Origin of the sequence: Streptomyces sp. CCM_MD2014 (assembly GCF_000772045.1) — a bacterium.
Lineage (GTDB): Bacteria > Actinomycetota > Actinomycetes > Streptomycetales > Streptomycetaceae > Streptomyces > Streptomyces salinarius.
This window is the reverse complement of record NZ_CP009754.1, coordinates 5,676,276-5,692,065: the sequence shown is the minus strand read 5'-3', so window position 1 is coordinate 5,692,065 and position 15,790 is coordinate 5,676,276. Positions and strand designations below refer to the sequence as shown.

The 15,790-nt window shown below is 73.4% G+C and carries 11 protein-coding genes and 1 pseudogene; 4 read left to right on the top strand and 8 right to left on the bottom strand.

The window, feature by feature from the left end; genetic code table 11:
* The first annotated feature begins 185 nt into the window (after nt 1–185).
* The gene (gene rdlB, locus NI25_RS25450) at nt 186–578 is read left to right on the top strand and encodes a rodlin RdlB (protein WP_061444666.1); all 393 of its coding nucleotides are present in this window, start codon (nt 186–188) and stop codon (nt 576–578) included.
* A 90-nt stretch (nt 579–668) separates the two neighbouring features.
* Here rdlB and NI25_RS25445 read toward each other — a convergent pair whose 3' ends face one another.
* From NI25_RS25445 to NI25_RS25425, 5 genes are all read right to left on the bottom strand, one after another.
* On the bottom strand, nt 669–2,597 hold the full coding sequence (locus NI25_RS25445) for an AMP-dependent synthetase/ligase (RefSeq protein ID WP_061444665.1): 1,929 nt from the start codon (nt 2,595–2,597) through the stop codon (nt 669–671).
* Between the two features lie 130 nt (nt 2,598–2,727).
* Nucleotides 2,728–4,320, bottom strand: coding sequence for a vWA domain-containing protein (locus tag NI25_RS25440; protein WP_061444664.1), 1,593 nt, complete (start codon nt 4,318–4,320; stop codon nt 2,728–2,730).
* A 147-nt stretch (nt 4,321–4,467) separates the two neighbouring features.
* A complete protein-coding gene (locus NI25_RS25435) occupies nt 4,468–5,367 on the bottom strand; it encodes an ABC transporter permease (RefSeq protein WP_061444663.1) in 900 nt (299 codons plus the stop codon).
* A complete protein-coding gene (locus NI25_RS25430) occupies nt 5,364–8,015 on the bottom strand; it encodes a CocE/NonD family hydrolase (RefSeq protein ID WP_061444662.1) in 2,652 nt (883 codons plus the stop codon). Before NI25_RS25430 ends, NI25_RS25435 begins: the two co-directional genes overlap by 4 nt.
* A 546-nt stretch (nt 8,016–8,561) precedes the next feature.
* Nucleotides 8,562–9,983 carry an APC family permease gene (locus NI25_RS25425; RefSeq protein WP_061444661.1) on the bottom strand — a complete coding sequence of 474 codons (1,422 nt, stop codon included), beginning with the start codon at nt 9,981–9,983 and terminating at the stop codon, nt 8,562–8,564.
* A 343-nt stretch (nt 9,984–10,326) separates the two neighbouring features.
* Here NI25_RS25425 and NI25_RS25420 point away from each other — a divergent pair, with 343 nt between their 5' ends.
* Nucleotides 10,327–11,184: a hypothetical protein gene (locus NI25_RS25420; RefSeq protein ID WP_061444660.1), complete on the top strand. Its 858-nt coding sequence runs from the start codon at nt 10,327–10,329 to the stop codon at nt 11,182–11,184.
* Nucleotides 11,185–11,353: 169 nt separating this feature from the next.
* Here NI25_RS25420 and mmsA read toward each other — a convergent pair whose 3' ends face one another.
* Both mmsA and NI25_RS40355 read right to left on the bottom strand, forming a co-directional pair.
* Nucleotides 11,354–12,856: a CoA-acylating methylmalonate-semialdehyde dehydrogenase gene (gene mmsA, locus NI25_RS25415; protein WP_061444659.1), complete on the bottom strand. Its 1,503-nt coding sequence runs from the start codon at nt 12,854–12,856 to the stop codon at nt 11,354–11,356.
* 14 nt (nt 12,857–12,870) lie between these two features.
* Nucleotides 12,871–13,119: pseudogene (locus tag NI25_RS40355) on the bottom strand (hypothetical protein); the annotation flags it as partial.
* A 549-nt stretch (nt 13,120–13,668) separates the two neighbouring features.
* On the opposite strand from NI25_RS40355, the gene NI25_RS39790 reads away from it, so the two are divergent.
* Together NI25_RS39790 and NI25_RS25400 are read left to right on the top strand one after the other, a co-directional pair.
* Nucleotides 13,669–13,860 (top strand): helix-turn-helix transcriptional regulator, encoded by a 192-nt coding sequence (locus NI25_RS39790; RefSeq protein WP_061444657.1) that lies wholly within the window; start codon nt 13,669–13,671, stop codon nt 13,858–13,860.
* Nucleotides 13,861–13,938: 78 nt separating this feature from the next.
* Nucleotides 13,939–14,562 (top strand): GNAT family N-acetyltransferase, encoded by a 624-nt coding sequence (locus NI25_RS25400; protein ID WP_061444656.1) that lies wholly within the window; start codon nt 13,939–13,941, stop codon nt 14,560–14,562.
* Between the two features lie 3 nt (nt 14,563–14,565).
* Here the strand turns inward: NI25_RS25400 and NI25_RS25395 are convergent, their stop codons facing one another.
* Nucleotides 14,566–15,615: a zinc-dependent alcohol dehydrogenase family protein gene (locus NI25_RS25395; protein ID WP_061444655.1), complete on the bottom strand. Its 1,050-nt coding sequence runs from the start codon at nt 15,613–15,615 to the stop codon at nt 14,566–14,568.
* Nucleotides 15,616–15,790: the final 175 nt, after the last annotated feature.

Genomic DNA, 15,790 nt, shown 5'->3' with positions numbered 1-15,790 from the left:
TTCACCCGGTTGGCCCGCACGGGATCTCGAGAACGGGCCGGAATTCGCCGGAATCCCCGGGCAAACGCGAACCCGTACACATTTCCCGCTGTCCGCCGTCGGAGTGAACGGGAGAAACCCGGACGGACTCACGGAGTTGACCAGAGCGCTCCGGTGGACGGGGTTTCCTCAGAAAGGACTGGCCAGTGATCAAGAAGGTAGTTGCCTACGCGGCGATCGCCGCCTCCGTCATGGGCGCCTCCGCTGCCGCGGCCCCGCAGGCGATGGCGATCGGCGACGACAGCGGGCCGGTCGCCGCCAACGGGAACGGCGCCTCGCAGTACTTCGGCAACTCGATGACCACGGGCAACATGAGCCCGCAGATGGCGCTCATCCAGGGCTCCTTCAACAAGCCCTGCATCGCGGTCAGCGACATCCCGGTCAGCGTCATCGGTCTCGTGCCGATCCAGGACCTCAACGTCCTGGGCGACGACATGAACCAGCAGTGCGCGGAGAACTCCACGCAGGCCAAGCGCGACGGTGCGCTGGCCCACCTCCTGGAGGACGTCTCGATCCTCTCCGCCAACGGCGAGGGCTGAGCACGGCGGGCGCCGGCAGCGGCCCGGGGCGGGACGTCGCGCACAGCGGCGGCCCGCCCCTTTCGCATGCCCGCGGCGCATGGTTGCGGGTCAGCGTCCCGGCGTCGCGTACAGCGCCTCGATGTCGTCCGCGTACGCCGCGACCGCAGCGTGCCGCTTCACCTTCAGGGACGGGGTGAGCAGCCCGTTCTCCTCGGTGAACTCGCCCTCGACGAGCCGGAAGGCCCGGATCGACTCGGCCCGGGAGACGGCCGCGTTGGCATGGTCGACGGCCTTCTGGACGTCGGCGCGCATCCTCTCGTCGCGCACCAGCTCGGACAGCGGGGTGTCGGCGGGCAGCTTGCGCACCGCCAGCCAGTGGGCGACGGCCTCCGGGTCGAGGGTGATCAGCGCGGCGACGAAGGGACGGTTGTCGCCGACGACCAGGCACTGGGCGACGGGCGGGCGGCTGCGCAGCCGGTCCTCCAGGACGGCCGGGGAGACGTTCTTGCCGCCGGAGGTGACCAGCAGGTCCTTCTTGCGGCCGGTGATGGTGAGGTAGCCGTCGGCGTCGAGGGAGCCGAGGTCGCCGGTGGCGAACCAGCCGTCGGTGAGGGCCGCGTCGGTGGCCTCCGGGTTGCCCCGGTAGGCGCCGAAGACGATGCCGCCCTTGACCAGGACCTCGCCGTCGTCCGCGATGCGCACGGCGGTGCCGGGGACGGGCGGGCCGACCGTGCCGGGGCGGGGGCCGAGCGGCGGGACGATGGTGGCGGCGGCGGTGGTCTCGGTCAGGCCGTAGCCCTCGTAGATCATGATCCCGGCGGCGTAGAAGAACAGGTTGAGGTCTGTCTCCAGCGGGGAGCCGCCGCTGATGGCGTAGCGCATCCGGCCGCCGAGTTCCTTGCGCACCCGGCGGTAGACCAGCAGGTCGTACAGGGCCCAGCCGGCCCACAGGCCGGGGGTGGGGCCCTTGCCGCGGCCCAGGAAGCGTTCCAGGTGCGCTCCGCCGAAGCGGACGGCGAGGCGGTGGGCGCGTTCGAAGGAGGCGCCGCGGCCGATCTTCTCCGCGGTCGCCCGGCCGGTGTCGTGGATCTTCTCGAACAGGTACGGGACGCCGACCAGGAAGGTCGGGCGGAACGACTTGAGCGCGGGGCGCAGTTCGTCGGGCCTGATGCTGGGGAAGTGGCCGATCTCGATGCGGGCCAGCAGGCAGGCGATCTGGATGGTGCGGCCCAGGATGTGGGCGAGCGGCAGGAAGAGGAGGGTGGAGGCGGTCTGGCCGGTGACCTCCTTGAAGATCGGGTGCAGCAGCTCGACCGTGTTGGCGGCCTCGGCGTGCAGGTTGGCGTGGGTGAGGACGCAGCCCTTGGGGCGGCCGGTGGTGCCGGAGGTGTAGCAGACGGTGGCGACCGCGTCCGGGGTGAGGGCGGTGCGGCGCTTGGTGACCTCCTCGTCGCTCACGCCCAGTCCGAGGGCGGTGAGGTCGGCGAGGGCACCCGCGTCGATTTCCCAGACGCTCGGGTGCTCCGGATGGCCGTCCGTGCCGGTCCGGACGGTGGCGGTGTGGGCGGCGGTCTCGGTGACGACGTGCCGTGCGCCGGAGTCGCGGACGATCCACTCGACCTGGTCGGCCGAGGAGGTGGCGTAGACCGGGACGGTCTGGCCGCCGGCCGCCCAGATCGCGAAGTCCAGGACCGTCCACTCGTAGCGGGTGCGGGACATGACGGCGACCCGGCCGCCGGGTTCGAGGCCGGCGGCGATCAGGCCCTTGGCCACAGCGGTGACCTCGCGGGCGAACTCCGCGGCGGTGACGGGCCGCCAGGCCCCGTCCACCTGGCGGCGCAGGATCACCGCGCCGGGGGCCTCGGCCGCGTTGGTGAAGGGGATGTCGGCGGTGCTGCCCTCGGTGGGAGGGGGCGCGAGGGGGGCGGTGCGGGCCTCGCGGACGGTGCCGTCCGCGTCCCTGACGGTCTCGGTCCTCGCTCGGGACGCCGGGCCACCGCGCCCCTTCGCCCGTTTCAGGTCCCTGCGTACGCCCATGACGGCTCCCGGTCGCGGTCGGACTGCTGCGCTGTCGCGTGAACTCCTGCGAACCCGCTTACGAACTTACTTCAGAGTAAACTTACTCACGCGTAAGGAAACGTCAATGGGCGGGCGGCACCCCGTCGGGTCAGGTCAGCCGGTCCGCCTCCTCGATCGCCTCGGCCAGCTCGCGCACGTCCTCGTCCTCCGTGCGGTCCGCCAGGCCGTCGGCCCGCCCGGACAGTTCGGACAGTCCCGGCGCGCCCGGCAGGGAGCTGCGGTCGCCGTCCGCGGACCGGAGCGCGTCGGCGAAGTAGGCGGCGGTCGCCGTCACCCGCAGCCCGCGCCCGGCCTCCCAGACCGAGCCGTCGAGGGCGTCGGTCTCCACGGCGCCGGACTCCTCGTGCGGGTCCCGGCTGCCGGGGTCGAGCCAGCGGACGGTGGCCGTGGCGAGGTGGCCGTCGGCGCCCGGCCTGGTGCGGACGGCGTAGAGGGCGGTGACCGTGTGGCCGGGGCCGACCTCGCCGCCGTCGACGCGGTCGTCGCGGAAGTCCTCGTCGGCGACCTGGCGGTTGTCGTAGCCGACCAGGCGGAACTCGGCGACGGTCTCCGGGTCGAAGGCGACCTGGGCCTTGGCGTCGCGGGCGGTCAGCTCGATGTGGCGCGGGAGTTGCTCGCAGAACACCTCGCGGGCGTCCTCGGGGGTCGAGACGTACGCGGTGTGGCCGTCGCCCTTGTCGGCGAGGCGTTCCATCAGGGCGTCGCCGTAGTCGCTGCCGACGCCCACGCCGAAGAGGGTGATGCCGTGCTCGCGGCGCTCGGCGGCGATGCGTTCGAGGATGGTGTCCGCGTCGGTGTCGCCGGTGTTGGCGAGGGCGTCGGAGACGAGGACGACACGGTTGGTGACGCCCTCGCGGCGGCCCTCGACGGCGGTCTCGTATCCGGTCTCGACGCCCGCGCCGAGGTTGGTGGACTCGGCCGGCTCCAGACCGTCGATCGCGTCGTGGACGCGGCCGCGGTGGTCGCCGAGCCGGGTCATGGGCAGGACGGTCTCGGCCTCGTCGCTGAAGGTGACGAGCGCGACGGAGTCGTCGTCGCGCAGCCGGTCGGTCATGGTGCCCAGCGCCTCCCGGGCGAGGTCGAGGCGGCCGGGTTCGCCCATGGAGCCGGAGACGTCGATGACGAAGGTCAGGGCGGCCGGCGGGCGTTCGCCCCGCTCCTCGGCGGAGCGGGTGGCCAGGCCGACGCGGACCAGTGACCAGTCCTCGGCGTCGGTGCGGGCGCCGTCCACGGTCACCGAGAAGCCGTCGCCGTCGGGCCGCTCGTAGTCCTGGCGGAAGCTGTTGACGAACTCCTCGGGGCGGACCGTCGCCGGGTCGGGCAGCCGGCCCTCGGACAGGGTGCGGCGGGCGTAGCCGTAGGAGGCGGTGTCGACGTCGAGGGCGAAGGTGGAGAGGTAGTCGGGGTCGGGCGCGATCTCCCGGGAGTCCCCGTTCTTGCCGGCCTCGCCGGTGGCCGTGCCGCCGTCGTGGCGCTGTTCGCCCTCGCCGCGCGGGCGGTCGGGGGCGGGCATCGGGGCCGAGCCGCGACGGCGCGAGTCGACCGTGGTGTCCTTCGCACCGCCGGCGGAGTCGTCCCCTCCCCCGCAGCCGGTGAGCAGCACTCCGCCCGCCAGGGTGAGCGCGAGCAGTGCGCTCGTGCCGCGCCGCCCCCGCTTCCCGTGCGTCCCGTACCGGTTCATCGTCCGTCCCCCTGTGCTTGTTCGGCGCCGGTGTACGTGACTGTGACGGGGCGGCGGGGCGAAACGTGCGGCACGGGGTGTTACGGCTGTGTCTCGAAGGGGGCACGGGGGCGTCCCGCCGAGACCGGCGGGCAGCCCTCGGGTGACCTAGGAGACGACGTCCTTCCTGGCGAAACCCCGGAAGGCCAGGGCGAACAGCACCAGCGCGTACGTGACCGAGACCGCCGCGCCCTGGATCATGCCCGACCACTCCGGGTTCGGCTGGACGGCGTCCGCCCAGGCGAACTGCCAGTGCGCGGGCAGGAAGTCGCGCCAGTGGCCGAGCGCCGTCACGGCGTCCAGGACGTTGCCGACGATGGTGAGGCCGACGGCGCCGCCGACCGCTCCGAGCGGCGCGTCGGTGCGGGTCGACAGCCAGAAGGCGAGCCCCGCGGTGACCAGTTGGGACACGAAGATGTACGCCACGACCACGACCAGGCGCTGCGCGGCCGTCCCCGGCGCGAGCGAGCCGCCCGTGGGGATGGCCAGCGGCCCCCAGCCGTAGGCGACCGTGCCCACGGCCAGCGCCACCAGGGGGAGCAGCACCATCGCGGCCAGGCTCATCCCGAGCCCGACGGCCAGCTTGGACGCGAGCAGCCGCGCCCGCGGCACCGGCGCGGCGAGCAGATAGCGCAGGGAGGACCAGCTCGCCTCGGAGGCCACGGTGTCCCCGCAGAACAGCGCGACCGGGACGACCAGCAGGAAGCCCGCCGAGACGAACAGGTTGACGGCGGCGAAGTTGGCGCCGGAGGCGGTGGCGGTGTCCATCAGGGTGATGCGGTCGCCGGGGCCGTCCGGCTCGCCGCCGATCGCGAAGGCGACGACGAGGACGAACGGCAGGACTGCGAGGATCGCGCCCATGAACAGGGTCCGGCGCCGCTTGAGCTGACGCACCAGCTCCACCCGCAGGGGCAGGGTGCGGCCCGCCCGGTAGCCGGGCGCCGAGTCGGGCGCCGACGCCGGTCCGGGCGCGGGCCCGGCCGTCGCCGGCTTGGTGGGCGCGCTCATGCGGATCCTCCGATCAGGGTGAGGAAGGCGTCCTCCAGGCGGCGGTGCGGGCCGACCGACGCCACCGGGATCTCCAGGCGGACCAGTTCGGCGACCAGGCCGGGCGCGGTGCCGCCGGGGTCGAGGCGGACCAGGAGCCCGTCGTCGGTGTGCACGACCGAGGCGACGCCGGGCAGGGCGGCCACCTTGTCCACGAGCGGTTCGTCCACGGGCAGGCCGGTGCCGACGAGGAGGGTGTCGCCGGAGCCGACGATCTCGGCGACCGGGCCGGCCTGGACCAGCCGGCCCCGGTCCATGACCACGAGGTGGGTGCAGGACTGCTCGACCTCGGCCAGCAGATGGCTGGAGACGATCACGGTGCGTCCGGCGGCCGCGTAGCGGATCATCACCTCGCGCATCTCGCGGATCTGCGGCGGGTCGAGGCCGTTGGTCGGCTCGTCGAGGATGAGGAGGTCGGGCAGGCCGAGCATGGCCTGGGCGATGGCGAGCCGCTGGCGCATGCCCTGGGAGTAGGTGCGCACCGCGCGGGCGAGCGCGTCGCCGAGCCCGGCGATCTCCAGGGCCTCGTCCAGGTGGGCGTCCTCGGGCGGGCGGCCGGTCGCCCGCCAGTACAGCTCCAGGTTCTCCCGGCCGGACAGGTGCGGCAGGAATCCGGCGCCCTCGACGAAGGCGCCGACCCGGGACAGCACCGGGGCGCCGGGCCGGATGGCGTGGCCGAAGACCCTGATCTCGCCGTCGTCCGGCGTGATCAGGCCCATCAGCATCCGCAGCGTGGTGGTCTTGCCCGCGCCGTTGGGTCCGAGCAGACCGAGCACCTGCCCCTTCTCCACGCGGAAGGACAGCTCCCGCACCGCGTACCGCTCGGCGGACCCGGCGTAGCGCTTGCTCAGGCCGGTGATCTGCAGGGGCACGTCGGCGAGCGCCGGGTCGGGTGCGGGCGCGGTGGTGCGGCGGCGGCCGGTCCACAGCAGGACCAGGGCGACGGCGGCACCGGCCAGGGGCAGCCACCACACCCAGGCGGGCAGCGGGGCGGCGGCGGTCGTCACGCCGGGCGCGGTCGGCACCTTCAGGTCGCCCTCGAGGGAGACGGTGTACGTCGCCGGGGCGGCCGGGGAGGCGTAGCCGAGGTCGGTGGAGGCGAGGACCAGGCGGAGGCGGTGGCCCTTCTCCACCTCGTGGTCGATCGCCGGGAGGGTGACCGTCACGTCCCTGCCCGCCTCGGCGTCCTCGACGCGGACGGGGGTGACCAGTTGGGAGGGGAGCACGGGCGCCGTGCCGCCGGGGCCGACGTCGTACACCTTGGCGAAGAGGACGGCGTCGTCGGTGGTGGAGCGGACGTGGACGGTGGCCGTCGGCGAGCCGGTGATCCGCAGGTCGTCGTCGACCGGGGCGGACTCGAACGCCGCGTACTGGCCGGGGAAGTCCAGGGAGACGCCGACGCCGAGCGAGGAGAGCTGGGAGAGCCCTCCGGCGCCGCCGATGCCGGGCAGGGCGGAGACGGCGGGCGGGTTGGCGCCGGCCGGGTTGTCGACGCGCTGCTCCCGGCCGTGCAGGGGCACGGAGCGCTGTCCGTTCGTCAGGCCCGGGTAGTGCTCGGCGCTCGCGCCGCGCAACTGGGCCTGCCCGTCGGTGGAGTCGACGCCTCCGGTGCGGGTGACGCGGAAGGCGGGGCCGGTGCCGGCGCTCGCGTCGTCCTTGAGATACCGGTCGAACCAGTCGTCGATGCGCGCCTGGACGCGGTCGGTCTCCATGTCTCCGCCGTCGTGACCGCCCGCGATCCAGTCGACGTCCACGGGGGCGCCGTTCGCCCGGATCGCCTTCGCCGCGGCGTCGGCCTGGCCGAGCGGGAACAGGGAGTCGGTCTGGCCCTGCACGAGCAGGGTGGGCACCTTGATCCGCTCGCCCACCGCCTGCGGGCTGCGCCGCTCGAGGAGCCGCACGGCCTCGGCGTCGGGCGTGCCGGACTCGGCGACCCGCTGGTACATGCGGCACAGGTCGGCCTCGAACCGGTCGCAGCCGCCGCCGGAGTTGACGAAGATGCCGGCCCACAGCTTCTTGAACACGCCGTTCGGGAACAGCGCGTCCGCGAGGTTCCAGTACGTGATCGCCGGGGCGACGGCGTCCACCCGGGTGTCGCGACCGGCCGCGAGCAGGGCCACCGCGCCGCCGTAGGAACCGCCCGCGATGCCCACGCGGGGGTCGCCGTCCTTGTCGAGCCGGACCTGGGGCTGCTTCGCGAGCCAGTCGATCAGGCGGGAGACATCGGCGACCTCGCCGTCCGGCGCGTTCAGCCCGATCTTCCCGGTGGACTTGCCGAAACCGCGCGCCGACCAGGTGAGGACCGCGTACCCGTCCCTGGCCAGGTCCTCGGCCTGCTCCCGTACGTCGTCCTTGCTGCCGCCGAAGCCGTGCGCGAGCAGGACGGCGGGGCGGCGGCCGCCGGAGCCGGCCGTGAAGTACGAGGTGTCCAGGCGCACGCCGTCGCCCACCGCCACGACCCGGTCGGCGCGCCGCACCGGGGCCGGGTCGTCACCGGCGACGGCCGTCCACGTCCCGGCTCCGGCGAGCACGACGACGGCGGCCGCGGCGGAGAGCATCCGCCGCGGCCCCCGTAGCAGCCCTCGCACGCGGGGCAGTCGAAGATCCATGCGTCAACGGTACGGGCCGGCGCCGACGGCGACCGCCCTCCCGGGGGTGAACCGGCGCCCCTCCCACGGAAGTACGCGGCCGGCCGCACGTACCACGGGCGCGGTAGTCCGGGCGGGGCCCGGGAGACCGGTCGGGGTCGGTCAGGGTTGGCCGGGATCGGTCGGGGCCCGGGGAGCAGCCGGGCTGCGGGGCGGCGGCCGGGCTGCCGTCAAGCCCTGCGGGCTGTCACGGTCGGCGCGCTGCCACGGCCGACGGGTAGTCGCGGTCGGCGGGTAGTCGCGGTCGGCGGGTAGTCGCGGTCGGCGGGTGGTCGCGGCCGCTGGTGGGTCAGGGCCGATGAGCCGTCACGCCCGGCGGGCGGTCCCGGCCCGGCGTCCGTCCCCGCCCAGCGACCGTCGTGGCCCGGCGGCCGTCATGATCCGGCGACCCTCGTGATCCGGCGGCCGTCATTCCCCGGCGGTCGGCCGTCGGCTCCGGTGGGCCGGCCGTCGCCCTCCGGTGGGCCGGTCACGGTCCGGTGGGCCGGTCACGGTCCGGTGAGCCGGTCACGGTCCGGCGGGCTCGCGGACGTCCTGCGGGACCGTCACCAGCCAGCGCGTGTCGCGGCGCGGGCGCAGATACAGGGCCCAGTACAGGGTGGCGGCGGCCGCGATGCCGCCGGTCCACAGCAGGTGGCTCACCTCCTGCTGGGTCAGGATGTAGGCGAGGACCACGATCAGGAGCACCGGCATCGCCGGCCACAGGGGCATGCGCCACGCGCGCGCGTGCCGGTGGGCGCCGCGCCGGGCCCCGAGGGCGGCGACGGCGACCAGCAGGTACATCGCGGTGACGGAGACGCCGGTGACGCCGTACAGCGTGTCCAGGTCGACGTAGCACAGCGCGGCGCCGGGCACGCCGACGGCGAGGGTGGCGACCCACGGGGAGCCGAACCGGCCGAGCCTGGCGAAGAGTCCGTTGACCGGGGCGGGCCAGGCCTTGTCGCGGGCGGAGGCGAACAGGACGCGCGAGTTCTGGATGACCATGACGATGCCGGCGTTGATGATGGCGAGGGCCACGCACAGGCTGACGAAGGTGCCGACGGCGGAGTTGGACCAGGCCGCGACCATGGCGCCGATGTCGCCGCCGGTCAGCTCGCCCAGGTCGGACGCGCCGAGGGTGATGGCGGCGACCGGGACCAGGATGATCACGGTGGAGATGGCGAGGGTGGCGAGGACGGTGCGGGCGACGTTGCAGCGCGGGTTCTCCAGTTCCTCGGAGAGGTAGACGGCGGTGGAGAAGCCCTGCGTGATGAAGAGGGCGATGGCGAGCCCGGAGACGACCAGCATGGCCGTCACGGGGTCCGTGCCGCCGTGGGCGCCGCCGACCTCCATCGACAGGAGGCTGCCGGGGCCGCGCTCGGCGTGGGCGAAGCCCAGCACCGCGACGACGGCCGCGGCGATGACCTCCAGGACCAGGAAGACGCCGGTGATCCAGGCGTTGGCGCGCAGGTCGAGCAGACCGGCCAGGGTCGCCAGGAGCATGACCGCCGCGCCGGCCAGGGACGGGTCGAGGTGCAGGATCGGTTCGAGGTAGTCGGCCGTGCCCATCGCGATCACCGGCGGCACGATCATGACGACCAGCAGGGACAGCACGAAGACCAGCCAGCCCGCGAGGCGCCCGGCCATCGTGGACACCATGGCGTACTCGCCGCCCGCGCTGGGGACGAGGGTGCCCAGCTCCGAGTAGCAGAACGCCACGGCGACGCAGAGCAGGGAGCCGATGGCGATGGTGAGCGCGGTGGCGGTGCCGAGCGAGCCGAAGAGGTCGGGGACGACCACGAACAGCGTGGAGGCGGGGGTCACGCACGAGAGCGTCAGGAGGGTACCGCCGACGACCCCGATGGAACGCTTCAGCGCCCGGGACTCCTCGGGTGCCGGTGCGTCCGGGGGCGCGGCGGCGGTCTCGGCGGGACGGAGCGTGTCGGTCATGGAGCGGTTCCGATCGACTCGTGCGGCGTGGTTCGCGAGGGAGCGCTATCGCCTCCGGCGGCTGGGTCGTACGTGGTTCTGTTCCGCTCCCGACGCCAGATGGAATAACGACGAAAACCGCTGCGTCAATGGGTGTTTACCTACGGAAACCGTTGATCGAAACCGTCAAGCATCCGGAAACAGCAATACTCCCCTTGACGCCACGGGCCTTTGGGGCGTGCGGGAACCGTAGGGCCCGGGGCAAAAAAACGTGCCGTCGTCCGGTATCCGGACGCTGTCGGTGGCCGACGGTAGAGTCCTTCGCACAGATGAATCACAGGAACACGGCAACGGGTGGGGACTCATGAAGCTGAAGTACACCGCGGCCTGGGTGGGGTTGACGGCGGCCGCGATGGTCGTGGCGACCGCGTGCGGCTCGGAGGGCGCGAAGACGGCGGCCGAGACGGCCGACAAGGCCGTGGACAAGGCGGACACGATCATGGCCGCCCTCACCCGGGCCACCGACCGGACCGAGGAGCTGGGCTCCGCCGAGGTCAGGACGACGACCACGCTGGAGGCCGCCGGCGGCGAGCCGGTCTCCATGGACGGCACGTACTCCTGGGGCGACGGCGCCGCCATGGACGTCGAGATGGACACCGCCGCCGCGCAGATGAGCGCCCTCCAGGACGACCCGACGACGCGGGTCGTCATGGTCGACGGCGCCTACTACTACGACGTCGATCCCCAGCCCAACGGCCCCCTCGCGGGCAAGGAATGGATGCGCGTCGACGTCGCCGCCGTGACGGGCGAGGCGGGCGCCGACAACATGGCGGCCAACGCGGACCCGACGGCGGGGCTGCGCTACCTGGCCGCTTCCTCGGAGGTGGAGAACCTCGGCGAGGAGACCGTCCTCGGCAAGGAGACCACCCACTACCGGGGCAGCGTCGGTGCGGAGCACATCGAGAAGTCCAAGCTCACCGAGGCCGAGAAGAAGGCCGCCATCACCGCCCTGGAGGCGAACGGCGGGAAGATGACCTGCGACATCTGGGTCGACGGCAAGGACCTGCCGGTGCGGATGTCGCAGACCGGCGCCGGGATGACGGTGAACATGGACTTCGTGAAGTTCGGGGCCACCAAGGAGATCACGGCCCCGCCCGCCGCCGAGACCGGCGACCTCACCGAGCAGGTCAGGGAGCAGCGGGACGCGGCGATCGGCCAGTGAACCGCCGGTGACGCGCCGGCGCCCCCGGCCGCCGTGTCGCTCGGCGAGCCGGGGGCGTCCGCACGGCTCCAGTGGTTGCGCGGCCTCAGTGGTTGCGCGGCCTCAGTGGTGCGCGGCCTCAGTGGCTGCGCGGCCTCAGTGGCTGCGCTGCCTCAGTGGTTGCGCTGCCTCAGTGGTTGCGCGGGAAGCCCAGGTCCACGCCCGCGGGGGCGTCGGCCGGGTCCGGCCAGCGGGTGGTGACGACCTTGCCGCGGGTGTAGAAGTGCGTGCCGTCGTTGCCGTAGATGTGGTGGTCGCCGAAGAGCGAGTCCTTCCAGCCGCCGAAGGAGTGGTAGCCGACGGGGACCGGGATCGGCACGTTCACGCCGACCATGCCGGCCTCGATCTCCAGCTGGAAGCGGCGGGCCGCGCCGCCGTCCCGGGTGAAGATCGCGGTGCCGTTGCCGAACGGCGAGGCGTTGATGAGGGCCACGCCCTCCTCGTAGGTCTCCGCGCGCAGCACGCACAGGACGGGGCCGAAGATCTCGTCCTGGTACGCCTTGGCGGTGGTCGGCACCCGGTCCAGCAGGGAGAGGCCGATCCAGTGGCCGTCCTCGTGCCCCTCGACGGTGTACCCGGTGCCGTCCAGGACGACCTCGCAGCCCTCGGCCGCGGCGCCCTCGACGTAGGAGGCGACCTTGTCGCGGTGCGCCTTGGTGATGAGCGGGCCCATCTCGGAGGACGGATCGGTGCCCGGACCGATCTTGATCTTCTCGGCGCGCTCGCGGATCTTCTCGACCAGCGTGTCGCCGACGGAGCCGACGGCGACGACCGCGGAGATGGCCATGCAGCGCTCGCCGGCCGAGCCGTAGGCCGCGCTCACCGCCGCGTCGGCGGCCGCGTCGAGGTCGGCGTCGGGCAGCACCAGCATGTGGTTCTTGGCGCCGCCGAGTGCCTGTACGCGCTTGCCGTTCGCGGAGGCGGTGGTGTGGATGTAGCGGGCGATGGGGGTCGAGCCGACGAAGGAGACCGCCTTGACGTCCGGGTGCTCCAGGAGGCGGTCGACGGCCACCTTGTCGCCGTGCACGACGTTGAAGACGCCGTCCGGCAGGCCGGCCTCGGAGAGCAGCTCGGCGAGCTTCACGGCGGCCGACGGGTCCTTCTCGCTCGGCTTGAGCACGAAGGTGTTGCCGCAGGCGATGGCGATCGGGAACATCCACAGCGGCACCATCGCCGGGAAGTTGAACGGCGTGATGCCCGCGACGACGCCGAGCGGCTGCCGGATCGAGGACACGTCGACGCGGGTGGCGACCTGCGTCGACAGCTCGCCCTTGAGCTGGACGTTGATGCCGCAGGCCAGGTCCACGATCTCCAGGCCGCGCGCGACCTCGCCGAGCGCGTCGGAGTGCACCTTGCCGTGCTCGGCGGTGATCAGCCCGGCGATCTCGTCGCGGTGCTCGTCCAGCAGCGCGCGGAACCGGAAGAGGATCGAGGTCCGCTGGGCCAGGGAGGACTGACCCCAGGTCAGGTACGCCTCCTTGGCGGCGGCGACCGCGGCGTCCACCTCGTCGACGGAGGCGAAGGCGACCTTGGTGGTGACCTCGCCGGTCGCCGGGTTGGTCACCGGCCCGTACGTGCCCGAGGCGCCTTCGGCGGTCTTGCCGCCGATCCAGTGGTTGACGATGTTCGTCATGACCGAGAACTCCTTCACAGATGGCGGCGACGGGTCGAGACGTGCCGTTGGTACAGCTCGTGCCGCTCGTACGGCTCATGCCGTACGTACCGCTCGCGCTGCTCGTGCTGCCGTTCACGGGCCGGGACCGGCGACGCTCGGATCGCGGTCTCGGCCCTGACTCCATCCCAGCAGCCGGGCGCCGCGGGCGCGCCCGACACTGTGTCTGCGGTTTGGGCGTCCGCGTAGACACGTGGGGCAGTGTGGCCGCCCCGCGTCGGGGCGCGACGCGGGAACCTCCGGCGCGGAGCCGGTGCGAGCGGGGAGTTGGCGCTCGTGCCTCGCTCCTGCCAGGGCGAGGCCGCCTTCCCGCGCCGGAGGCGTTCGGTGGGGGAACCGGCGCCCCGGCCGTGTGCCGTCGGGTCGTGCGCCATCGCGTTCCCTCCTTGCCCGCGCCCTTGCGTCACCCCGGTTTCTAGCCCCGTGCGTGCGGCCTGTCAATGTTTTGTCCGGACATTCGGACGACGTGTCCCGGGTGACGGTCGGGAGACCATCGAGGGACGCGGAAACGGAACACCTCCCACCGCCGCAGTCAACGCGCCGCGCCTGAACGACGGCGTACGTCTGTGTGGCACTCGTGTCACGAAAGCACCTTCCGGGTCACACATGTCACGCGCCTGCGGGTCTTCCGTCACACCCCGGCACGGCCCCCGACCGCCCCTCACCCGGCGTCGTTCACCCGGAACAGGCTTGGTGATCGCCGGCGCAGCGCCCGGCTCCCCCCGGCGGCCGTCCCCGGTCGCCGCCGCGGCGCGCGCAGGGAGGTGCAAAGAGTGACCGACCGAAGGCTCTGGTCCTACAAGGACATCGCGGCCCACATCCACGTCCAGCCGGACACCGTGCGGTCGTACCGCAAGCACGGGCTGCTGCCCCCGCCCGACCACGTGGAGGGAGGAAAGCCGTACTGGTACGCGGACACGGTCCGGGCCTGGGTGGCGTCCCGCCCGCGCAACCGGAACAAGTAGGGGGCGCGGTCCCTGCGTAACAAGCACTGTCGGAAAACCGTTCGGTGCCCCGCGGCCGCGTGGGGCACAGTTCGGGCCATGGACTTCTCCGTCAAACCCGTGCTGACCGGTGACCGGACCGTGCTGCGGCCGTTCACCGAGGCGGACGCCGAGCGCATGTGGGAGATCGTCAACGATCCCGAGGTCGCGCACTTCACCGGCTCCCCGCCACGCGAACTCACCCCTCGGGTGCTGCGCGACTGGTACGGCACCCGCAGCGCCCGGCCCGACCGCCTCGACCTCGCGGTCACCGACCCCGCCGACGGGGAACTGCTCGGCGAGGTCGTGCTCCACGACTGGGAGCCCGCGAACCGTTCCTGCACCTTCCGCACCCTGATCGGCCCCCGGGGACGCGGCCGGGGCGTCGGCACCGAGGCGACCCGGCTGATCGTGGGCCACGCCTTCGAGGGACTCGGCCTGCACCGCGTCCAGCTGGACGCCTACGCCCACAACCACCGGGCGCTGCGGGTCTACGAGAAGGTCGGCTTCGTGCGCGAGGGCGTGCGGCGCGAGGTGGAGCGGCGGGACGGGGTGTGGGTGGACGAGGTCCTGATGGCCGTCCTCGACCACGAGTGGGCCGTACACCGCGGGCACCCCGACGCCCCGCGACGGCACGGCGACTCCCGCCCCGGCCACCCCGGGGCGGCCGTCACGGCCCGATGACCATCACCGTGTCGGCAGGGGCTCGATGACCGTCACCCCGGCGCCGGGGGCCGTCCCCATCGCCGCGAGGGCCCCCGGGACCGCCTCGAGGCCGATGGTGGACGTCACCAGCAGGTCGGGCCGGAGCACTCCGGCGCGGACCAGCTCCAGCATCGGCGGGTAGGTGTGCGCGGCCATCCCGTGGCTGCCCATCAGCTCCAGCTCCAGGGCGACCGCGCGGGCCATCGGCACGGGTGTGGTGCCGTCCGCCGAGAGCAGCAGCCCGACCTGGACGTGCCGTCCGCGGCGGCGCAGGCCGGCCACGGACGCGGCGCAGGTGACGGGCGAGCCGAGGGCGTCCAGCGAGAGGTGGGCGCCGCCGCCGGTGAGCTCGCGGACGGCCGCCGCCGTGTCCGGCGTCCGGGAGGCGTCCACGCACTCCACCGCGCCGAAGGTGCGCGCCAGCTCCAGCGCGCGGGGCGACACGTCCACGGCGACCACGCGCGCGCCCGCCGCCGCGGCGATCATCACCGCGGACAGCCCGACGCCCCCACAGCCGTGCACCGCGACCCACTCCCCCGCCGCGACGCGCCCCTGCTGCACCACGGCCCGGAACGCGGTGGCGAACCGGCAGCCGAGCGAGGCGGCCGTGGCGTACGACATGCCGTCGGGCACGGCGACGAGGTTGACGTCGGCGTGGTCGAGCGCCACGTACTCGGCGAAGGAACCCCAGTGCGTGAAGCCCGGCTGGGTCTGGCGCTCGCACACCTGCTGGTCCCCCGCCGCGCACGCCGCGCAGCTCCCGCAGGCGCAGACGAAGGGCACGGTCACCCGGTCACCGGGCCGCCACCCGGTCACCCGGTCACCGGCCGCCTCGACGACGCCGGCGAGTTCGTGACCGGGCACGTGCGGCAGCGTGATGTCCGGGTCGTGCCCCTGCCAGCCGTGCCAGTCGCTGCGGCACAGCCCGGTGGCCTCGACCCGCACCACCACGCCGTGCGGCGCGGGCGCGGGGTCGGCGACCTCGCACACCTCGGCCGGCTCCCCGAAGCGCTCGAACACGACCGCGCGCATCCGTCACCCTCATTTCCGTACCGTCGTGACCGACCGTCGTGCCCCGTGGCGGCCGCGACTGTCGTGGCGGAGTTTCCACCTCGCCCCACATCTCACGGCAGGCTCATTCGAAGCCATACCCCCTAGGGGTACAGTGGGTGGTGAGTGGTCCAGCCCGGACCCGCGGGTACCCGCC